The organism is Leclercia adecarboxylata (assembly GCF_023639785.1).
Taxonomy (GTDB): Bacteria; Pseudomonadota; Gammaproteobacteria; order Enterobacterales; family Enterobacteriaceae; genus Enterobacter; species Enterobacter adecarboxylatus_D.
Map to the genome: position 1 here is coordinate 2661854 of NZ_CP098325.1, position 20427 is coordinate 2682280.

Consider the following 20427-nt stretch of genomic DNA (forward strand, 5'->3'; position numbering starts at 1 on the left):
AACCCGCGCAGCTTGTGGCAAAATAAGACAATACCGACAGCCGAACAGGCGACAGACACCAGGCGTGTCAGCATTTTCTGGAGAATCACATGCAGCTTAAACGTGTGGCAGAAGCCAATCTGCCAACCCCATGGGGCGATTTCCTGATGGTGGGCTTTGAAGAACTGGCAACCGGGCAGGATCACGTTGCGTTAGTGTTCGGCGATACGTCCGGGCAGACGCCGGTCCTGGCCCGCGTTCATTCCGAGTGTCTTACGGGTGATGCCCTGTTTAGTCTCCGCTGTGATTGTGGTTTTCAACTTGAAGCGGCGCTGTCCCATATTGCAGAAGAAGGCCGGGGCATCCTGCTTTACCACCGTCAGGAGGGCCGTAATATCGGTCTGCTGAATAAGATCCGCGCATATGCGCTGCAGGATCAGGGCTACGACACCGTTGAAGCTAACCACCAGCTGGGCTTTGCTGCCGACGAGCGCGATTTCACCCTGTGCGCGGATATGTTCAAGCTGCTGGGCGTGGATGAAGTGCGCCTGCTGACCAACAACCCGCGTAAGGTTGAGATCCTGACCGAAGCCGGGATCAACATCGTAGAACGTGTACCGCTGATTGTGGGCCGCAATCCGAAAAACGCACACTATCTGGATACCAAAGCGGCGAAGCTTGGGCATCTGCTTAACAAATAACAATAACAGCCCGGCAGCAGGATGCCTGCCGGGCTGATTTCTTTTTAAGTCAGCATATTACGAATGACATAGTGCAAAATGCCGTCGTTCTGGTAGTAAGTCAGCTCCGTCGCGGTATCAATACGGCAGCGGCAGTTAACAACTTCGGTCTGCCCGTCGGCTCGCGTCAGTTTGACCGGTACCGTCGCACCAGGCGTCAGATTTTGCAGGTCCGCAATATCAATCCGCTCCTCACCTGTCAGCCCCAGCGTTTTACGCGATGCTCCCTGCGGAAACTCCAGCGGTAAAATCCCCATACCAATCAGGTTTGAACGGTGGATGCGCTCGAACGACTCGGCGATCACCACCCGGACCCCGAGGAGTCGTGGCCCTTTTGCCGCCCAGTCGCGGCTTGAGCCAGAGCCGTACTCTTTTCCGGCTATCACCGCCAGCGGAGTGCCTTCCTGCTGATACTTCATTGCCGCATCATAGATGGAGATCACTTCTGTTCCAGGCAGATGGCGGGTCATGCCGCCTTCCACGCCCGGCACCATCTCGTTGCGAATACGGATGTTGGCGAAGGTGCCGCGCATCATTACCTCGTGATTCCCGCGACGCGAACCGTAGGAGTTGAAGTCACGACGCTCCACGCCACGGCTCTGGAGATAACGCCCTGCCGGGCTATCGGCCTTAATACTGCCCGCCGGGGAGATATGATCGGTGGTCACCGAGTCGCCAAGGATCGCCAGCACGCGCGCGCCGTGGATATCTTCCAGCGGTTTGGGCTGGGCCAGCATGTCATCAAAGAAAGGTGACAGGCGGATATAGGTAGAATCATCCTGCCAGCTGTAGGTGTCTGACCGCGCTACCTCAATGGTTTTCCACTCCGGCGTGCCTTCAAACACTTCGGCATACTCTTTGCGGAACATGTCGGTTGAGACTTTTTCAACCGCAAGGGCAATCTCCTGCGCAGACGGCCAGATATCCTTCAGATAAACCGGATCCCCCTTACGATCGTGCCCCAGCGGATCGGTTGCCAGATTGATATTCATATTGCCCGCCAGAGCATACGCTACCACCAGCGGCGGTGAGGCCAGCCAGTTGGTTTTGACCAGCGGGTGAATACGTCCTTCAAAGTTACGGTTGCCCGACAGCACCGCCCCGACCGTGAGATCGCCCTGCTTGATTGCCGTCTCGATAGGATCCGGCAGCGGCCCGGAGTTACCAATGCAGGTCGTACAACCGTAGCCCACCAGGTTAAAGCCCAGCTCGTCCAGATACGGCGTCAGTCGTGCCTGCGCCAGATAATCGGAGACGACTTTAGAGCCGGGTGCCAGCGAGGCTTTGACCCACGGCTGGCGTTTCAGGCCTAACGTAACGGCTTTTTTCGCCAGCAGCCCGGCCGCCATCAGCACGCTGGGGTTCGAGGTGTTGGTGCAGGAGGTGATGGCCGCAATGACGACTGCGCCGTCCGGGAGCTGGTACTGGTGACCATTCATCACGTAATCAATAGGGCGCCTGTCTTTCTGGGCGGTATTCACTTCCAGTTCATTGCTGGCGGCAAAGGCTTTCGGCACATCTGCCAGCGCCACGCGGTCCTGCGGACGTTTAGGCCCGGCGAGGCTGGCTTCAACTTCGCCCATGTCCAGCGCCAGCGTGCTGGTAAACACCGGTTCATCGCCCGGATTTCGCCACATTCCCTGCGCTTTGGCATAGGCCTCTACCAGCGCGACCTGCTCGCTGCTGCGCCCGCTCAGGCGCATGTATTCCAGCGTCACGCCGTCAATCGGGAAGAAACCGCAGGTGGCACCGTACTCGGGTGCCATGTTGGCGATAGTGGCCCGGTCAGCCAGCGGCAGCGAATCGAGCCCGTCGCCGTAGAATTCGACAAATTTCCCCACTACGCCGTGCTTACGCAGCATCTGGGTGACGGTGAGCACCAGGTCGGTGGCGGTGATCCCCTCGCTGAGCTTGCCGGTCAATTTGAAGCCGACCACGTCCGGGATCAGCATGGAGACCGGCTGGCCAAGCATTGCCGCTTCGGCTTCGATCCCCCCTACCCCCCAGCCTAATACGCCGAGGCCGTTGATCATGGTGGTGTGTGAGTCAGTCCCGACCAGCGTGTCCGGATAGGCTACCCACTCTTTATCCTGTAATTCACTCCACACCGCTTTGCCAAGATACTCCAGGTTGACCTGGTGGCAGATGCCGGTGCCGGGTGGAACGACGCTGAAACGGCTGAATGCCTGCTGGCCCCATTTCAGGAACACATAGCGCTCGTGGTTACGCTCCATCTCCAGGCGAACGTTCTCTTCAAATGCATCATCGTCGCCAAAATGGTCGACGGTAACCGAGTGGTCGATAACCAGATCAACCGGAGAAAGCGGGTTGACTTTGGCGGTATCGCCGCCAAGGCGCTTAACCGCCTCACGCATCGCGGCCAGATCGACCACCGCCGGAACGCCGGTGAAATCCTGCATCAGAACCCTGGCGGGACGATAAGCTATCTCCCGGTCGGCATGGGCACTCTGCAACCATCCGGCAAGGGCATGAATATCTTCAGCCGTAACAGAGACTTCATCCTGCCAGCGCAGGAGATTTTCCAGTAACACTTTAAGCGACTTGGGTAAACGCGCAATATCCCCAAGTTCCTTTGCGGCCAGCGGCAGGCTGTAGTAGTGATAGGTTTTGTTCTCAGCCTGCAATGTGTCCTTACTGGCTTCGCGTAGGGTTAACGACATAAGCTCCTCCTTAATTACCGGGATTGCGATACCCTGACTTTGATCAGGGCCGTAATTAAAGATAACACATCGTCACCGTAACGATTTGATAACAACTCAAATAGACAAATTCAGCGAGAAACAAAAAGCCCCGCCGGAGCGAGGCTTTCATCCTTCAGTGTAGGGTGAGCCAGATGAGCTGGCACCAGAAGAGGATCGAGAGGGAAAACGCGGCCATCCAGGACCAGTATTTAGCTTCGGATATATTATTCATCATTGCGACACCACTCTTTATTTATTCATTTGCGCTGAGGTTGCCTCAGTTCGGTATTGCTGATGTGTATTTATTAAAGAGTACAAAAGTACATCGGATTATTATCGCGCTACGCTGATAATAAGAATTATTGTTTTTTAGGTTCGTCTTCTGCGAACAAATCAATGAAGGCTTGCTGCTGCGCGGACAGCTTCCAGGACGCGGGGACATTCGCTGTTTCGTCATGACGGACTTTGCAACGCGTGTCACGTTTCTGACATACAGGCTTTACTGCTTCACTACGCCCCTGAATCGCCATACTTAACCCCAGAATTTCCAGATCAGAAAGGCCACCACTACCCAAAACAGGGTGGAACCGAGAAACACCGCCAGCCAGGCTTTACGCTTAAGTCCTGGATCCCTTTGCGGCTCGTGGCGTCCTGGCGGCATCGCTAACCTCATGCAATCGATTTCGCTTATCATTTGGATACCAAACAATTGGTATAAGTAATCGTGGTTGAGATAAATCCTAAAGAAACTTTAGTCGAAAATCCAGCGAATTTACGAATCCTGTCGCGTCAAATATTTAATCTTTTGAGCGGAAATATATAAATGAAACGTGAAGTTTGCGTAGCGGTTAATTATTTTCTATTTTTGTCTGCTTTGTACGACTGTTTCAGCAAAAGAACGCCGTAACCTTATGGTTATTGAGGCAAGAAAAGAAAGCTGGAGGGGGTTTTAATTCAGAACAACAGGCGAGAACGGTATCTTTCCCGAGGGAAAGATACCGAAGGTTATTATTTTTCCGGCAGCTTGATATCTTTAAACATCGCTTCGATATCTTCATTGGAACGTAGCGCTACCGCAGTATCAACCACGTCACGGGTCAGATGCGGTGCGAATCGTTGAATAAAATCATACATATAGCTGCGCAGGAAAGTGCTGCGACGGAAACCAATTTTGGTGGTGCTGTGGCCGAACACGCCCTGGGTGTCCAGACGCACTAAATCAGGATCGGCGACAGGATCCACTGCCATGCTGGCGATAACCCCTACCCCCAGGCCAAGACGCACATAGGTTTTGATGACGTCGGCGTCAGTGGCGGTGAAGACAATCCTGGGAGTCAGGCCTGCACGATTGAAGGCGGTATCCAGTTCCGAACGGCCCGTAAAACCAAAGGTGTAAGTCACCAGCGGATACTGCGCCAGCTCTTCGATGGATACGGAGGTTTTTGCCGCTAACGGATGCTCCGGCGTCACCACTATCGAGCGGTTCCAGTGATAGCAAGGCAGCATCACCAGATCGTCATACAGATGCAGCGCTTCGGTGGCGATGGCGAAATCCGCATTGCCTTTGGATACCGCCTCGGCAATTTGCGTCGGTGAGCCCTGGTGCATATGCAAGGACACGCGAGGATAGCGCTCGATAAACCCTTTGATGACGCCTGGCAGCGCGTATCGCGCCTGAGTGTGAGTGGTGGCGATATACAACGAGCCTTTATCAGGCCAGGTGTGCTCCCCGGCAACGGATTTAATGGCATCGACCTTGGACAGCACTTCCCGGGCGATACGAATAATCTCCTGCCCCGCAGGCGTAACCTGAGTAAGGTGTTTACCACTGCGGGCAAAAATCTGGATCCCCAGCTCATCTTCCAGCATACGAACCTGCTTACTGATGCCGGGCTGCGAAGTATAGAGACCTTCTGCGGTCGAGGAGACGTTAAGGTTGTGGTTGACCACCTCAACGATATAGCGAAGCTGCTGTAGTTTCATGCCAGACCATCCGATTTAGCGCACACGGGCAATCGCTTAAGACGATTTGATAATAAGAAAAGGGTTAACTATAACCACTATATCATTTATATCTTTGCTGTATAGCCCGTAACAAAAAATAATAAACGGACAATAAAAAAGGGCCGGAATCCCGGCCCTTTAAGGGTAACTTACCGTAAATAAAGGTTATTTTTTACCTTCAACCCATTTACCGTCAACATAAAATGCTGACCAACCCGTCGCTTTACCGTCTTTTTCAGCAGCAACGTACTGTTGCTTAGTTTTACGGCTAAAACGCACCACGGTTTTATTACCTTCTGGATCCTGCTGAGGGGCATCGGCCAGATAGCGCAGCTTTTCAGCCAGGCGATCGCGGAAGCGGTAAAGCTCTTCGACCAGCGGCGCACGCGTTTCACGAGATTTCGGGAAAGTGTTCGCCGCCAGGAAGACGCCCGCAGCGCCGTCACGCAGAACAAAGTAGGCATCGGACTTTTCACACGGCAGCTCAGGCAGCGGAACCGGATCTTCCTTCGGCGGTGCTACTTCACCATTTCGCAGGATCTTACGCGTGTTTTTGCAGTCGTCGTTGGTGCAGGCCATGTACTTACCAAAACGCCCCATCTTCAGGTGCATTTCAGAACCACACTTCTCACACTCTACAATCGGACCGTCATAGCCCTTGATGCGGAACTCGCCCTCTTCGATCTCATACCCGTCACAGGTCGGGTTGTTACCACAGACGTGCAGCTTACGTTTCGGATCAATCAGGTAGCTGTCCATCGCCGTGCCGCACTTGGCGCAGCGACGTTTAGCGCGCAATGCGTTGGTTTCCGCATCGTCGCCTTCCAGCACGTTCAGCACTTCATTTTCCGGCACCAGGTTGATAGTGGTTTTGCAGCGCTCTTTTGGCGATAACGCATAGCCTGAGCAACCAAGGAACACACCGGTGGTGGCGGTACGAATCCCCATCTTACGGCCGCAGGTCGGACAGTCGATGCTGGTCAGCACCATCTGGTTCGGCTGCATGCCACCCTCTTCAGGGTCTTTTTCCGCTTTGTCCAGTTGCTTAGTGAAGTCGCTGAAGAAGCTGTCCAGCACCTTCTTCCACTCGGCTTCGTGGTTAGCCACCTGGTCAAGGCTGTTTTCCATCTGCGCGGTGAAGTCGTAGTTCATCAAATCGCGGAAGTTATCTTCCAGACGATCGGTGACGATTTCTCCCATTTTCTCAGCATAGAAACGGCGGTTTTCTGTCCGCACATAGCCGCGGTCCTGAATGGTCGAAATGATCGAGGCATAGGTAGACGGACGGCCGATACCGCGTTTTTCCAGCTCTTTCACCAGCGAGGCTTCGCTGAAGCGTGCCGGCGGCTTGGTGAAGTGCTGTGCCGGCGTCAGTTCAACCAGGGTGAGTTCATCCCCGGTATTGACCGCTGGCAGGGTTTTATCTTCATCACCCTTACGCAGCGCAGGCATCACTTTGGTCCAGCCGTCGAAACGCAGGATACGCCCGCGTGCTTTCAGGCGGAAATCACCGGCACCCACGGTCAATGTGGTGGAGTCGTACTGCGCAGGCGTCATCTGACAGGCAACAAACTGGCGCCAGATCAGCTGATAGAGTTTCTGCGCGTCGGCTTCCATATCCTTCAGGGATTCCGCCAGCACAGAGACGTCGGAAGGGCGAATAGCTTCGTGCGCTTCCTGTGAGTTCTCTTTGCTGTTGTACTGATTCGCGCTCTCCGGCAGGTATTTCTTGCCAAAGTTATCGCCAATATAACCACGCACCATGTTTACCGCGTCCTGGCTCAGGTTGGTTGAGTCAGTACGCATATAAGTGATGTAACCCGCTTCATACAGACGCTGAGCCATCATCATGGTTTTTTTCACGCCATAACCCAGACGGGTGCTGGCCGCCTGCTGCAGCGTGGAGGTGATGAAAGGCGCGCCAGGCTTGCTGCTGGTCGGCTTGTCTTCACGATCCAGTACCTGGTAACGGGCTTTTTCCAGCATCGCCACCGCGGCCATCGTCTGATCGCGGTTTTCAGGACGGAACGGCTTATCGTTCTGATGGGACACTTCCAGGGGCAGCGTATCGCCACCAGGCGTCGTTACGCTGGCGTCAATTTCCCAGAATTCTTCCGGCACGAACGCTTTGATTTCGCGTTCACGTTCAACCACCAGACGCACGGCAACAGACTGCACGCGGCCAGCAGAAAGACCACGCGCAATCTTTTTCCACAGCAGTGGAGAAACCATATACCCCACGACGCGGTCCATAAAGCGGCGTGCCTGTTGGGCATTAACGCGGTCGATATTCAGCTCGCCCGGCTTCTCAAACGCCTGGCGGATCGCGTTTTTGGTAATTTCGTTAAACACCACGCGGCTATAGCGTGTGTCATCGCCCCCGATCACTTCCCGCAGGTGCCATGCAATGGCCTCCCCTTCGCGGTCAAGGTCGGTTGCGAGATAGATGTGGTCGGCTTTATCCGCCAGCTGTTTCAGCTCGGAGACGACTTTCTCTTTACCCGGCAGTACTTCGTACTGTGCCTGCCAGTTATCCCATGGATTCACTCCCATGCGATTTACGAGCGCACTACGTTCATCCTTTTTAGGCTTTTTGGCCCCTTTGGTGGAGGTAGAGTCGGCGCTCTTCCTGGCTGAGCCACTGGTCGGCAAATCGCGGATATGACCGACGCTGGACTTAACCACGTAGTCACTACCCAGATACTTATTGATCGTTTTGGCTTTTGCCGGGGACTCAACGATAACGAGAGCTTTACCCATATTCACCTTTACCTAATTTGTTTCTTCCAGGAATACGTCGCGTGAGTTCACCTTCCCCTGGCGACGAGACATTTATATAGCGACGCCATCAGTGGATATCAACCCCATCTGCCATTCAGTCATAAAATCGACATCACATAAGCAGTTGAGTTGACGCGATTTTCCTCGCTTCAGTGTGACCGCACGACGAGATTTAGGTCGAATGTCAAGCAAATCTGTTGCCAGAATGACGAAAGCGCACACTCTACCTGATAAAATCCGTTACGCAACTTTATTAGCATGCAAAAGCAAATCGCGCCAGCGCTGTCCGTCTTGCCCGCCATGCGCAAAAATGGGGAAAATTTGCTCCCGGGACCGCTGCGGCGTAGACTAATAACACTGTTTAAGGAGTGGATAATGCAGCAAACTACCCAACCAATCGACCGCGTAACCTTGCTTGCAGAAGCAAATAAACTCATTCGTGAACATGACGACACCATGGCTGGGATTGAAGCCACAGGCGTTGAGCAGCGCAACGGTGTGCTGGTGTTTAGCGGTGAGTACTTCCTGGACGAGCAGGGTTTGCCGACCCCGCGCAGTACGGCGGTATTTAACATGTTCAAATACCTGGCCCATGTGCTCTCAGAAAAGTATCACCTGGTTGATTGATGCAAAAACGCGAGGCAAATGCCTCGCGTTTTTATTCAGAGCAGCGGCTTTTGCCCGCGCTGCAACCAACGTAGCAGCAGGCGATCTGCACTCTCTGCCGCGCTGTTGGTAAAGCGATCCATCAACTTTTTACGGCGCATATAGCGCACGCCCACCAGCTCGCGGCCTTCCATCAGGGATATCAGCAGATCGTCGCTGGTGCCCACCTGATCCACCAGCCCCTTTTCCAGCGCCTGGGTACCGTACCAGTGCTCGCCAGTGGCCACCTGGTCGATATCCAGGGAAGGTCGCATCTCTTTCACAAACCCTTTAAACAGCTGATGGGTTTCATTGAGATCTTCACGAAACTTCTGCCGTCCTTCTTCTGTATTTTCACCCAGCAGAGTCAGCGTGCGTTTGTACTGGCCTGCCGTATGAAGCTCTACATCAATGTCTTTATTTTTGAGAAAACGATTAAAGTTCGGGATCTGCGCTACCACGCCAATCGAACCAATAATAGAGAAAGGGGCTGCGACAATTTTGTCGGCCACGCATGCCATCATGTACCCCCCGCTGGCGGCGACTTTATCCACCGCGACCGTCAGCGGGATCTGCTTATCGCGCAGACGTTGCAGCTGAGAGGAGGCCAGTCCATAACCGTGCACTACCCCACCCGGACTTTCAAGACGCAGCACAACCTGATCTTCTGCTCTCGCCACGGCCAGTACGGCCGTCACTTCTTCACGCAGGGATGACACTTCATGGGCATCCATGCTGCCTTTGAAGTCCAGAACATAGACCCGCGGTTTCGGCACATCAGGGCGATGCTCCTGTTTTGCTTTCTGCTTTGCCGCTTTCGCTTCAAGCTTGTGCTTTTTCTTCTGTGCTTTGTGCCACAGCTTTTGCTGATGTGCATCAAGCAGCGCCACTGACATCTCTTCTTTCATCTCAGTGTACTGCTCGCTTAAGCGAGTAATACGCAACTCGCCGCGCTGGCGTTTGCGCTGGGTAAGGTTAACAATCAGAACGGCGATCACCGCAATGGCAATCACCACCGTCGCAATTTTGGCCAGAAATAATCCGTACTCAGAAAGTAATTCCACGCGTCCACCTTGGTTTAACCACTTGTTTTCTCACCCAGTGTACAACAGCCTTCACCAGGCGTCTCTCACCTGACGATACCCTTGCGAGCCGTCTTCAGAAATGTTTATTTGTGGATGAAATATTTGCAAATTGTTAATTTTACAGCGAACTCTCCGGTAGACTGATTGTAATCAGCCGCGCTTTCGGGCATAAAGCCGAAAAGAGACCGCACAGCATGGGCCGCGCCAACGCGCGCCAGAGGAGTGACCTTGCACTATCAACCTAAAAAAGATCTTCTGAATAACCGTATTATTCTGGTCACGGGGGCCAGCGATGGCATTGGCCGCGAGGCGGCATTGACCTATGCCCGCCATGGTGCGCGCCTTATCCTGCTGGGCCGTAATGAAGATAAACTGCGCGATGTCGCCCGGACCATCGCCAGTGAAGGCGGTGTCCCCACCCGCGAATACATCCTCGATCTTTTAACCTGCACCCCGGAAAGCTGCCGGGAGCTTGCGGAGCGTATCGCCGCTGAGTATCCGCGTCTGGACGGCGTGCTTCACAATGCGGGCCTGCTCGGCGAAGTCCGCCCAATGGATGAGCAAGATCCGGCGATCTGGCAGCAGGTCATGCAGGTAAACGTAAACAGCACTTTCTTCCTTACCCAGGCGCTCCTTCCTTTATTACTGCAGTCCGATTCCGGCTCCCTGGTATTTACCTCGTCAAGCGTGGGACGCCAGGGCCGGGCGAACTGGGGCGCTTATGCCGCCTCGAAATTTGCCACCGAAGGGATGATGCAGGTGCTGGCTGAGGAGTATCAGAGCCGCCATCTGCGCGTGAACTGCATCAACCCCGGCGGGACGCGCACCAGCATGCGCGCCAGCGCGTTTCCGAGCGAAGATCCGCTGAAACTGAAAACCCCTGCCGATATCATGCCGCTCTATCTGTGGCTGATGGGCGACGACAGCCGCCGAAAAACCGGCATGACCTTCGATGCCCAACCCGGCCGTAAACCAGGAATATCGCAATGAATGATGAACGTCACCAGCAGCGCCAGCAGCGCCTGAAAGATCAGGTCGATGCCCGCGTTGCCGCAGCGCAGGATGAACGCGGGATCATTATCGTCTTTACCGGCAACGGCAAAGGTAAAACCACCGCGGCTTTTGGCTCGGCAACGCGCGCCGTCGGTCACGGGCTAAAGGTGGGCGTCATTCAGTTCATTAAAGGTGAGTGGCCAAACGGCGAACGTAATCTTCTGGAACCGCATGGAGTAGAGTTTCAGGTCATGGCGACCGGCTTTACCTGGGATACGCAGAACCGCGAAACGGACACCGCGGCCTGCCTGGCCGTGTGGGAACATGCGAAGCGTATGCTGGCGGACCCGGCCCTGAACATGGTTCTGCTGGATGAGATCACTTATATGGTGGCCTACGACTATTTACCGTTGCAGGAGGTGGTTGAGGCGCTAAATAGCCGGCCATCACACCAGACGGTCATTATCACCGGGCGGGGTTGTCATCGCGATATTATGGAGATGGCGGATACGGTCAGCGAGTTACGACCGGTGAAGCATGCCTTTGATGCCGGCGTTAAAGCGCAAATCGGCATCGACTACTAACAAAAAACCCGGCGATGCCGGGTTTTTTATTTTTAACCGTTGTTGTTACGGCTGCCAGAGCGGCGATTGCTGCTGACCTGGCTATGGCGTTTAACCGCCCGGCGGATCTGGTTCGCTTTCATGCGACGACGATCTTTCTCCACCGCCACTTTGGAGGTGGTTTCCGGCGTCAGTTCAACCAGCTCACGCAGATAGTTGGTCTGGGTTAAATCCAGCTCCGTATAGCCGCCACGAGGCAGGCCTTTCGGCAGAAGGATGTCACCATAACGCACGCGGATCAGGCGGCTAACCTGCACGCCAACGGCTTCCCACAGACGACGCACCTCGCGGTTACGGCCTTCTGTCAGGGTGACGTTGTACCACTGGTTGATGCCTTCGCCACCGGTGAACTTAATAGTTTTAAAGGCTGCAGGGCCATCTTCAAGCTGCACGCCGCGGGACAGTTCACGGATCTTATTGTCGTCAACTTCACCGAACACGCGGACCGCGTATTCACGTTCGACTTCACGGCTTGGGTGCATCAGACGGTTTGCCAGTTCACCATCGGTAGTGAACAGCAGCAGACCGCAGGTGTTGACGTCCAGACGACCTACCGCGATCCAGCGCGCACCGCGCAGTTTTGGCAGGCGGTCAAACACGGTTGGACGCCCTTCTGGATCGTTGCGGGTGCAGAGTTCGCCTTCCGGCTTGTAGTAAGCCAGCACGCGGCAAATCTGCTCAGCAGACTCTTTTACGGAGATCAGGTGGCCGTCGATACGGATCTTCAGGCCAGGTACGATGTCCACACGGTCACCCAGGGTGGCGATTTTACCGTCCACGCTGACGCGACCTGCTGCGATAATGGTTTCGATTTCACGGCGTGAGCCGTGGCCGGCGCGGGCCAGCACTTTCTGTAATTTCTCGCTCATTGAGCTTCCTTCAGGTGTCGCCTTCACAGGCGTCTGGGATACTTTCAAAACAAAGAGTTAAGCTCAATATGGTCTTAACTCAATGATCGGTAACGCTTTCACATCACACATAATGGCAGAGAATACGTCTCGCCCAGTGATTCATGGCCGCACATAGTACATGAATTTTAGACTAAATGATTCAACAAGTTTTGCGCGGCGCTATTCTTGCTCTGATTAGCTGAAGTCAGTCCAACGAGCGGACTGTCAGATTTTTTCAGGCTGTCGGGCGCTCATTCCAGGCATCAGTAAACTGGATGTTACCGTCTACAATGCGCCAGGTGATTTTTTCATATTGAATACTGACACTTTCGACATGATTCATCTTATCGTTGCCCGCAAGCTTAACGTTCGGCACACTGCAGTTGACGCCGGTAATCTTTACGTTTTCCATCAACACTGTGTAATAGCAGACTTCTTGCCCTGCATCGTTAATGTGATAAAACTTAATCTCTGCACTTTTCAACGTCTGCCCTGTAGATGCTGCTTTATAAAGGTAGGGCGTGGAGCTATCCACTTCCTTTTCAATCATCATGGAGGAGTGCTGGCGTGTACCGGTGATTTTACCGTTTGCACTGTCTACAGGCAGGTTAATTCCATGACTTAACCCGATTATCTCAATACTTCCTTCACGATCCTGAACGTCCACAGATCCTTTAATATCTGCGCCGCCGTCGTCTTTCAGCCACATATATGGAGGGATAGGCATATTATTTATTCCTTAATTTTTTGATTAGCTTCATTGTTAAAATATATGTAGGTATTGCTATGAACAGCATTATAGCTGAATCTATATCGGTAAAAGCATCATACATAGAATCTGCGTCTTCATCTCTATAGAAAAACAACGCCCATCTTGTTGCAAAACCCTCATTAATATATAACTCTGAGAATGGAAGAATGCGACCTATACAGATCAACAAAAAAATGAAATAAATAAACCTACCTATTTTAGGCGCAATTTTTTTTATAATAGCCACCACCGACCACCTCCACCCATCCTCGCGCCATTAATGAATGCATACAAGGAACCTGCATGGGTGATGTACTCAAAAGCGCATTGCGGATCATCGCGAAATCAGAATTATTGGCGATAGTTATGCATCCCTTTGAAACTGTTCCAGGATGCAATCTGAAGTTGCCGCGTTTAACACCTTCAATCCAGGTATCATCGTCGATTCCCCAATCGTCGCGCCATAAGGCAAACCAGTCCGATTTACCGAAGGCGCGTCGACCAAAAAATCTATTGGCCTCATCGCGTGTTTCCGTTATCTTTTGAGAAAGATAGTTACCTTCTTTTCGATCAACAATCCAGTATTTTCCGGGTGGGATGGGGCCTAGTTTTGCAACAGCAGCACAGCTCATATTATTTCGGTAAGCCCCGTAGCCTGAGTGAGCCATAAATACCCCCACTCCGTACAGATTGAAAGGCACATAATCCGCCCCATTCAAAATGAGTGTTCCTCGCAACGCCATAGAATGGCCCTCTGTCTATAAATATGTGTTCGTTTATCCTACACTTACATATTAAGACAAAATGAGATGATTCCGGCAAAAGAATAGCTTTCAGATAATAATAAGATTTTAATAACTAAAAAAAATCAAAGCGTTAATATCAGGGCCATTGTATTTGCTAATAAGATGGCCCCGCAGGACAGGAATTACACTATTACAAGAAAGGCTTAACGTCACCGACCCCTTCACGCAGCACAACCGGTGCATCTTCCGTTAGATCGATCACCGTAGTCGGTTGCTGACCGAGATAGCCGCCGTGAATAATCAAATCGACCTGCTTCTCGAGGCGGTCTTTGATCTCATCCGGATCGGATTCGGTAAAGTCGCTACCCGGCAGCATCAGCGAGGTGGAAAGCATCGGCTCTCCGAGTGTTTCGAGCAGCGCCTGGGCAATCGGGTTAGAGGGCACACGCATCCCGATGGTTTTGCGTTTTTCCTGCAGCAGGCGGCGCGGCACCTCTTTCGTCCCCTTAAGGATGAAGGTGTAGTTGCCCGGGGTGTTGTTTTTGATCAACCGAAACGCGACGTTATCCACGTAGGAGTAGGTCGACAACTCGGAAAGATCGCGACACATCAGGGTAAAGTTATGCCCGTTAGGAAGGTGGCGGATCCGGCAGATACGCTCCATCGCGCTTTTGTCTTCGATTTGACAGCCCAGCGCGTAACCCGAATCGGTTGGATAGACGATAACCCCGCCCTTACGCACGATCTCCACGGCCTGATTAATCAAACGCGGCTGCGGATTGTCAGGATGGATATAAAAAAATTGGCTCATACTACCCTCTCTTCAATTGGCGTTGGCTGCTCCCAGAGTTGCCACACCGGCTCGACGCCGGCAGGTAACCAGAGCTTGCGTCCCAGCTCTATCCAGGGACAAGGCTGATGAAAATCAGAGCCCTGGGAGGCAAGGAGTCCATACTGGCGGGCATATTCAGCCAGCTGACTGCGCTCGTTGGGTGCCTGCTGACACTGGGCGACTTCCATCGCATCTCCGCCATGTTCGGCAAAGTAAGCCAGCAGACGTTTCAGCCATTTGGCGGAGAGGTTATACCGCCCCGGATGGGCCAGTACCGCCTTACCGCCAGAATGATGAATGACATCAATAGCTTGTTCTATTGTACACCACTGGGGAGGAACGTATCCGGTTTTCCCGCGGGCGAGGTATTTTTTAAAGACATCGGCAATGTTATTTGCCTTCCCGGCCTCGACCAGAAAACGGGCAAAGTGGGCACGGGTCACCGCCCCGCCTTTCGCCAGCCGCAGGGCCCCTTCCCACGCGCCGGGGATGTGGGCTTTCTCCAGGCGTTCGGCGATCAACTCTGCCCGTAGCACCCGCCGCGTCTTTTGTTGGTCCAGAAACGCGCGCATAGCCGGGTTATCAATATCAATGTTCAACCCGACAATGTGAATCTCATGATTTTCCCAGACGGTGGAGATTTCCACGCCGGTTATCAGGGTCAGGGGCAATTCGCTGCGGGCAATTTCCGCCCGCGCAGCGGCAATGGCCTCGGTGGTATCGTGATCGGTAATAGCCAGCGTGCCCACGCGCATCTCATGGGCGCGATGGACCAGTTCTTCAGGCGTAAGCAGGCCGTCAGAGGCCTGAGTGTGGCTGTGTAAATCATAAATCACTGCATAATTCGTGTCGCTCAAAGCGGCTCCCGTCACTGCTCGTCAATATCTGCGCCGCCATAATAACGGCATGTGGTGAAATTCTGAAATCGGGGGGTTGACAATAAGCCATCGAACTAGTTAACTAGTACGCAAGTTCACTCAACGAGGTATCTGAAAATGACCGCACATTTCACTCTGCATAGCTGGTGGCGCACCTCCTGATTGTCGGGCAGTGTCGTACGTCTGCGTCATGCATACAGATACCTGGCCCGCCACTGAGCGGGCTTTTTTATGAACAGAATAAAGAGAACAACATAATGCAAACAGCCAAACCGAACCTCGAACTGCTGACCCGCGAGGCGGCCTATCGCCACAACCCCACAGCCCTGTTCCATCAGGTTTGCGGCGCGCGTCCTGCCACCCTGCTGCTGGAGTCCGCGGATATCGACAGTAAAGACGATCTGAAAAGTCTGCTGCTGGTCGACAGCGCCCTGCGCATTACCGCTCTGGGCGATACCGTTACCCTGCAGGCACTTTCAGAGAACGGTGCGGCCCTGCTGTCGCTGCTGGATGATGTCCTGCCTGCGGGCATTGAGAATGAACATCGTCCTGACCAGCGCATCCTGCACTTCCCGCCGGTCAGCCAGCTGCTGGATGAGGATGCCCGTCTCTGCTCTCTGTCAGTCTTCGATGCCTTCCGCCTGCTGCAAAACCTGGTGAATGTGCCGGAAAGCGAGCGCGAAGCGATGTTCTTTGGTGGCCTGTTTGCCTATGATCTGGTGGCTGGTTTTGAAGATCTCCCCGAGCTGGAGCAGGGAAACCGCTGCCCGGACTACTGCTTCTATCTGGCGGAAACCTTACTGGTGATCGACCACCAGAAAAAATACACCCGGATTCAGGCCAGCCTGTTCACGCCGTTACTGGCAGAAAAGCAGCGTCTGGAGCAGCGCATTGCCCAGCTGCAGGCGCAGATGGATGAAGCCCCCCCAGCGCTGCCGGTGCAGCGCGTGGAGCAGATGCGTTGCGACGTCAGCCAGACCGATGATGAGTACGGTGTTGTAGTTCGCCAGATGCAAAAAGCGATTCGCGCCGGCGAGATTTTCCAGGTGGTGCCGTCCCGTCGCTTCTCCCTGCCCTGCCCCTCCCCGCTGGCGGCCTATGACGTGCTGAAGAAGAGCAACCCCAGCCCGTACATGTTCTTTATGCAGGATAACGATTTTACGCTGTTCGGCGCCTCGCCGGAGAGCTCCCTGAAGTACGATGCCACCAGCCGTCAGATTGAAATCTATCCCATTGCCGGTACCCGCCCGCGCGGTCGCCGTGCCGACGGTTCGCTGGATCGCGATCTCGACAGCCGCATTGAGCTGGAGATGCGTACCGACCAGAAAGAGATGTCCGAACACCTGATGCTGGTTGACCTGGCCCGTAACGACCTGGCGCGCATCTGCACGCCGGGCAGCCGCTACGTGGCTGATTTGACCAAAGTGGACCGTTACTCCTTCGTGATGCATCTGGTTTCCCGCGTAGTGGGCGAGCTGCGTCAGGATCTGGACGTGCTGCACGCCTACCGGGCCTGCATGAACATGGGCACCCTGAGCGGTGCGCCGAAAGTTCGCGCCATGCAGTTGATTGCTCAGGCTGAAGGCCGTCGCCGCGGGAGCTACGGCGGCGCGGTAGGCTACTTCACGGCCCACGGCGATCTGGATACCTGCATCGTGATCCGCTCCGCCTACGTCGAAGAAGGAATTGCGACCGTCCAGGCGGGCGCGGGCATCGTTCTTGACTCTGTACCGCAGTCTGAAGCTGACGAAACCCGTAACAAGGCCCGCGCGGTACTGCGCGCCATTGCGACTGCCCATCACGCACAGGAGATTTTCTGATGGCTGACATTCTGCTGCTCGATAATATCGACTCATTTACCTATAACCTGGCGGATCAGCTGCGTGCTAACGGCCACAACGTGGTGATTTACCGTAACCATGTTCCGGCTCAGACCTTAATCGACCGTCTGGCCACCATGCAAAACCCGGTGCTGATGCTCTCCCCGGGCCCGGGCGCGCCAAGTGAAGCGGGCTGTATGCCAGAGCTGTTGACCCGTCTGCGCGGTAAACTGCCGATCATCGGCATCTGTCTGGGGCATCAGGCCATCGTTGAGGCCTACGGCGGTTACGTCGGCCAGGCGGGAGAGATCCTGCACGGAAAAGCCTCCAGCATTGAACATGACGGCCAGGCGATGTTTGCCGGGCTGATGAACCCGCTCCCGGTGGCGCGCTATCACTCTCTGGTGGGCAGCAATATCCCGGCGGGGCTGACCATTAACGCCCATTACAATGGGATGGTCATGGCCGTGCGTCACGACGCAGACCGGGTGTGCGGCATGCAGTTCCATCCGGAATCCATTCTGACCTCCCAGGGCGCGCGCCTGCTGGAGCAAACCCTTAACTGGGCGCTGCAGAAACTGGAGCAGACTAACAGCCTGCAACCCATCCTGGAAAAACTCTACCAGGCACAGACCCTGAGCCAGCAGGAGAGCCACCAGCTGTTCTCCGCCGTCGTACGCGGCGAGCTCAAGCCCGAGCAGCTGGCTGCCGCGCTGGTGAGCATGAAAGTGCGGGGTGAGCAACCGCAGGAGATTGCCGGTGCGGCCACGGCCCTGCTGGAAAACGCCGCCCCGTTCCCGCGCCCGGACTATCTGTTTGCCGATATCGTCGGAACCGGCGGTGACGGCAGCAACAGCATCAACATCTCCACCGCCAGCGCCTTTGTCGCTGCGGCCTGCGGGTTGAAGGTGGCGAAGCACGGTAACCGCAGCGTCTCCAGCCGTTCCGGCTCGTCGGATCTGCTGGCCGCCTTCGGGATCAATCTGGATATGAACGCGGAGAAATCCCGCGACGCGCTGGATGAACTGGGCGTCTGCTTCCTCTTCGCGCCGAAATATCACACCGGATTCCGCCATGCGATGCCGGTTCGTCAGCAGCTGAAAACCCGCACGCTGTTTAACGTGCTCGGGCCGCTGATTAACCCGGCACACCCTCCCCTGGCGCTGATCGGCGTTTACAGCCCGGAACTGGTGCTGCCGATTGCCGAAACCCTGCGTGTGCTGGGTTATCAGCGTGCGGCGGTGGTGCACAGCGGCGGGATGGATGAAGTCTCCCTCCATGCACCGACCCTGGTCGCCGAACTGAACAGCGGTGAGATCAAAAGCTACCAGCTTGAAGCGGCAGATTTTGGCTTAACGCCATATCATCAGGAACAACTGGCTGGGGGCACCCCGGAAGAAAACCGTGACATTCTGACGCGCCTGTTACAAGGTAAAGGTGAGCCAGCGCATGAGGCCGCTGTTGCCGCCAACGTCGCCATGCTGATGCGTCTGCACGGCGAAGAAGATCTCCAGCTCAACGCGCAAAAAGTGATTGATGTGTTGCGCTCTGGCGCAGCCTACGACCGGGTTACCGCACTAGCGGCAAGAGGATAAACAATGCAGACCGTATTAGCGAAAATCGTTGCCGATAAGGCCATCTGGGTTGAAGCGCGGAAACAGCAGCAGCCGCTCGCCAGTTTCCAGAATGACGTGGTACCGAGCAGCCGTCGTTTTTATGATGCCCTGCAGGGTGCGCGCACCGCATTTATCCTGGAGTGCAAAAAGGCCTCGCCGTCAAAAGGGGTGATCCGCGATGATTTCGACCCGGCGAAGATTGCCGCCATCTACAAGCACCACGCTTCGGCGATTTCGGTGCTGACCGATGAGAAGTATTTCCAGGGCAGTTTTGATTTTCTGCCTGTCGTCAGCGGCATCGCGCCGCAGCCGATTTTGTGCAAAGACTTTATTATCGATCCGTATCAGATCTGGCTGGCACGTTTTTATCAGGCCGATGCCTGCCTGCTGATGCTCTCGGTGCTGGATGACGAGCAGTATCGCCAGCTTGCTGCGGTGGCGCACAGCCTGAAAATGGGCGTGCTGACCGAGGTAAGCAACGAGGAGGAGCTGGAGCGTGCCATCGCTCTCGAAGCCAAAGTCGTCGGCATCAACAACCGCGACCTGCGGGATCTCTCCATCGACCTGAACCGCACCCGCCAGCTGGCGCCGCGTCTGGGCGCAGGCGTGACGGTCATCAGCGAGTCCGGCATCAACAATTATGCCCAGGTCCGCGAGCTGAGCCACTTCGCCAACGGCTTCCTGATTGGGTCGGCGATGATGGAGCAGGAGGATCTCAGCGCAGCGGTACGTCGCGTGTTGCTGGGTGAGAACAAGGTCTGCGGCCTGACGCGCCCGCAGGATGCCGCCGCGGCTTATGAAGCAGGCGCCATTTACGGCGGGCTGATCTTTGTTGATGCCTCCCCGCGAAACGTTACCAACGCGCAGGCGCGGGAGGTGATCGCCGCGGCGCCGTTACAGTACGTGGGCGTATTCCGTAATGCCGCCATTGAAAAGGTGGCTGAGGTGGCAGAGCAACTCTCTCTCACCGCCGTTCAGCTACACGGCAGCGAAGATCAGAGTTATATCGATGCCCTGCGTCAGACGCTGAAACCGCAGGTGCAAATCTGGAAAGCCCTGAGCGTGGCCGACACCCTGCCGCCGCGCACGCTCAACCATGTTGATAAATATGTTCTGGATAACGGCCAGGGCGGAACCGGACAGCGTTTCGACTGGTCGCTGCTCAGCGGCGAGAAGCTGGATAACGTCCTGCTCGCCGGCGGTTTAAGCCCGGACAACTGCGTCGAAGCCGCCAGAGCAGGCTGCGCAGGTCTCGATTTTAATTCAGGCGTTGAGTCGCAGCCGGGCATAAAAGATGCCAGCAAACTGGCTTCGGTGTTCAAAACGCTGCGTGCATATTAAG

The 20427-nt window shown here is 54.8% G+C and carries 18 protein-coding genes and 1 other annotated feature; of the genes, 7 read left to right on the top strand and 11 right to left on the bottom strand.

Translation table 11 applies throughout. The features are described 5' to 3' along the window. Positions 1 to 89: 89 nt before the first annotated feature. Positions 90 to 680, top strand: coding sequence for a GTP cyclohydrolase II (ribA, locus tag NB069_RS12675; protein WP_250584044.1), 591 nt, complete (start codon positions 90 to 92; stop codon positions 678 to 680). Positions 681 to 724: 44 nt separating this feature from the next. On the opposite strand, the gene acnA is transcribed toward ribA, so the two are convergent. The 5 genes from acnA to topA form a co-directional block, all read right to left on the bottom strand. Continuing rightward, complete coding sequence (gene acnA / locus NB069_RS12680; RefSeq protein ID WP_250584046.1) at positions 725 to 3400, bottom strand: aconitate hydratase AcnA; 2676 nt, start codon at positions 3398 to 3400, stop codon at positions 725 to 727. Between the two features lie 154 nt (positions 3401 to 3554). Beyond that, positions 3555 to 3656 (bottom strand): small membrane protein YmiC, encoded by a 102-nt coding sequence (ymiC, locus tag NB069_RS12685; protein ID WP_250584048.1) that lies wholly within the window; start codon positions 3654 to 3656, stop codon positions 3555 to 3557. Between the two features lie 297 nt (positions 3657 to 3953). After that, a complete protein-coding gene (locus NB069_RS12690; RefSeq protein WP_250584050.1) occupies positions 3954 to 4094 on the bottom strand; it encodes a YmiA family putative membrane protein in 141 nt (46 codons plus the stop codon). A 335-nt stretch (positions 4095 to 4429) separates the two neighbouring features. Next, complete coding sequence (gene cysB / locus NB069_RS12695) at positions 4430 to 5404, bottom strand: HTH-type transcriptional regulator CysB (protein ID WP_032611190.1); 975 nt, start codon at positions 5402 to 5404, stop codon at positions 4430 to 4432. A 186-nt stretch (positions 5405 to 5590) separates the two neighbouring features. Beyond that, positions 5591 to 8185: a type I DNA topoisomerase gene (gene topA / locus NB069_RS12700; protein WP_250584053.1), complete on the bottom strand. Its 2595-nt coding sequence runs from the start codon at positions 8183 to 8185 to the stop codon at positions 5591 to 5593. Positions 8186 to 8581: 396 nt separating this feature from the next. Between topA and NB069_RS12705 the strand changes: the two genes are divergently transcribed. Beyond that, positions 8582 to 8833, top strand: a complete 252-nt coding sequence (locus NB069_RS12705) for a YciN family protein (RefSeq protein WP_039031853.1) — start codon at positions 8582 to 8584, stop codon at positions 8831 to 8833. Between the two features lie 35 nt (positions 8834 to 8868). On the opposite strand, the gene sohB is transcribed toward NB069_RS12705, so the two are convergent. Then, the gene (sohB, locus tag NB069_RS12710) at positions 8869 to 9915 is read right to left on the bottom strand and encodes a protease SohB (RefSeq protein WP_250584055.1); all 1047 of its coding nucleotides are present in this window, start codon (positions 9913 to 9915) and stop codon (positions 8869 to 8871) included. Positions 9916 to 10164: 249 nt separating this feature from the next. On the opposite strand from sohB, the gene NB069_RS12715 reads away from it, so the two are divergent. Beyond that, positions 10165 to 10926, top strand: a complete 762-nt coding sequence (locus NB069_RS12715; RefSeq protein ID WP_250584056.1) for a YciK family oxidoreductase — start codon at positions 10165 to 10167, stop codon at positions 10924 to 10926. Continuing rightward, positions 10923 to 11513: a cob(I)yrinic acid a,c-diamide adenosyltransferase gene (cobO, locus tag NB069_RS12720; RefSeq protein ID WP_250584058.1), complete on the top strand. Its 591-nt coding sequence runs from the start codon at positions 10923 to 10925 to the stop codon at positions 11511 to 11513. The genes NB069_RS12715 and cobO overlap by 4 nt, the downstream gene beginning before the upstream one ends. Positions 11514 to 11545: 32 nt before the next feature. On the opposite strand, the gene rluB is transcribed toward cobO, so the two are convergent. From rluB to rnm, 5 genes are all read right to left on the bottom strand, one after another. After that, positions 11546 to 12421 carry a 23S rRNA pseudouridine(2605) synthase RluB gene (gene rluB / locus NB069_RS12725; protein WP_039030662.1) on the bottom strand — a complete coding sequence of 292 codons (876 nt, stop codon included), beginning with the start codon at positions 12419 to 12421 and terminating at the stop codon, positions 11546 to 11548. Between the two features lie 256 nt (positions 12422 to 12677). Next, complete coding sequence (locus NB069_RS12730; RefSeq protein WP_250584060.1) at positions 12678 to 13169, bottom strand: Hcp family type VI secretion system effector; 492 nt, start codon at positions 13167 to 13169, stop codon at positions 12678 to 12680. 242 nt (positions 13170 to 13411) lie between these two features. Next, on the bottom strand, positions 13412 to 13936 hold the full coding sequence (locus tag NB069_RS12735; RefSeq protein WP_250584062.1) for a DUF2778 domain-containing protein: 525 nt from the start codon (positions 13934 to 13936) through the stop codon (positions 13412 to 13414). A gap of 193 nt (positions 13937 to 14129) precedes the next feature. After that, a complete protein-coding gene (locus tag NB069_RS12740) occupies positions 14130 to 14750 on the bottom strand; it encodes an L-threonylcarbamoyladenylate synthase (RefSeq protein ID WP_250584063.1) in 621 nt (206 codons plus the stop codon). Beyond that, positions 14747 to 15643, bottom strand: a complete 897-nt coding sequence (gene rnm / locus NB069_RS12745; protein ID WP_434543586.1) for an RNase RNM — start codon at positions 15641 to 15643, stop codon at positions 14747 to 14749. The genes NB069_RS12740 and rnm overlap by 4 nt, the downstream gene beginning before the upstream one ends. A 144-nt stretch (positions 15644 to 15787) precedes the next feature. Further along, positions 15788 to 15882 (top strand) — a sequence feature (Trp leader region). A gap of 24 nt (positions 15883 to 15906) precedes the next feature. Here rnm and NB069_RS12750 point away from each other — a divergent pair. From NB069_RS12750 to trpCF, 3 genes are read left to right on the top strand one after another with little or no spacing between them, the layout of a single operon-like run. Continuing rightward, the gene (locus NB069_RS12750) at positions 15907 to 17469 is read left to right on the top strand and encodes an anthranilate synthase component 1 (RefSeq protein WP_250584068.1); all 1563 of its coding nucleotides are present in this window, start codon (positions 15907 to 15909) and stop codon (positions 17467 to 17469) included. Continuing rightward, positions 17469 to 19064 (top strand): bifunctional anthranilate synthase glutamate amidotransferase component TrpG/anthranilate phosphoribosyltransferase TrpD, encoded by a 1596-nt coding sequence (trpD, locus tag NB069_RS12755; RefSeq protein ID WP_250584070.1) that lies wholly within the window; start codon positions 17469 to 17471, stop codon positions 19062 to 19064. The genes NB069_RS12750 and trpD overlap by 1 nt, the downstream gene beginning before the upstream one ends. 3 nt (positions 19065 to 19067) lie before the next feature. Beyond that, a complete protein-coding gene (trpCF, locus tag NB069_RS12760) occupies positions 19068 to 20426 on the top strand; it encodes a bifunctional indole-3-glycerol-phosphate synthase TrpC/phosphoribosylanthranilate isomerase TrpF (protein WP_250584072.1) in 1359 nt (452 codons plus the stop codon). Position 20427: the final 1 nt, after the last annotated feature.

Excerpts from the sequence above, each read along its gene's own strand:
- ribA (WP_250584044.1), top strand. The coding sequence starts at position 90 with ATGCAGCTTAAACGTGTGGCAGAAGCCAATCTGCCAACCCCATGGGGC.
- acnA (WP_250584046.1), bottom strand. The coding sequence starts at position 3,400 with ATGTCGTTAACCCTACGCGAAGCCAGTAAGGACACATTGCAGGCTGAG.
- ymiC (WP_250584048.1), bottom strand. The coding sequence starts at position 3,656 with ATGATGAATAATATATCCGAAGCTAAATACTGGTCCTGGATGGCCGCG.
- NB069_RS12690 (WP_250584050.1), bottom strand. The coding sequence starts at position 4,094 with ATGAGGTTAGCGATGCCGCCAGGACGCCACGAGCCGCAAAGGGATCCA.
- cysB (WP_032611190.1), bottom strand. The coding sequence starts at position 5,404 with ATGAAACTACAGCAGCTTCGCTATATCGTTGAGGTGGTCAACCACAAC.
- topA (WP_250584053.1), bottom strand. The coding sequence starts at position 8,185 with ATGGGTAAAGCTCTCGTTATCGTTGAGTCCCCGGCAAAAGCCAAAACG.
- NB069_RS12705 (WP_039031853.1), top strand. The coding sequence starts at position 8,582 with ATGCAGCAAACTACCCAACCAATCGACCGCGTAACCTTGCTTGCAGAA.
- cobO (WP_250584058.1), top strand. The coding sequence starts at position 10,923 with ATGAATGATGAACGTCACCAGCAGCGCCAGCAGCGCCTGAAAGATCAG.
- rluB (WP_039030662.1), bottom strand. The coding sequence starts at position 12,421 with ATGAGCGAGAAATTACAGAAAGTGCTGGCCCGCGCCGGCCACGGCTCA.
- NB069_RS12730 (WP_250584060.1), bottom strand. The coding sequence starts at position 13,169 with ATGCCTATCCCTCCATATATGTGGCTGAAAGACGACGGCGGCGCAGAT.
- NB069_RS12735 (WP_250584062.1), bottom strand. The coding sequence starts at position 13,936 with ATGGCGTTGCGAGGAACACTCATTTTGAATGGGGCGGATTATGTGCCT.
- NB069_RS12740 (WP_250584063.1), bottom strand. The coding sequence starts at position 14,750 with ATGAGCCAATTTTTTTATATCCATCCTGACAATCCGCAGCCGCGTTTG.
- NB069_RS12750 (WP_250584068.1), top strand. The coding sequence starts at position 15,907 with ATGCAAACAGCCAAACCGAACCTCGAACTGCTGACCCGCGAGGCGGCC.
- trpD (WP_250584070.1), top strand. The coding sequence starts at position 17,469 with ATGGCTGACATTCTGCTGCTCGATAATATCGACTCATTTACCTATAAC.
- trpCF (WP_250584072.1), top strand. The coding sequence starts at position 19,068 with ATGCAGACCGTATTAGCGAAAATCGTTGCCGATAAGGCCATCTGGGTT.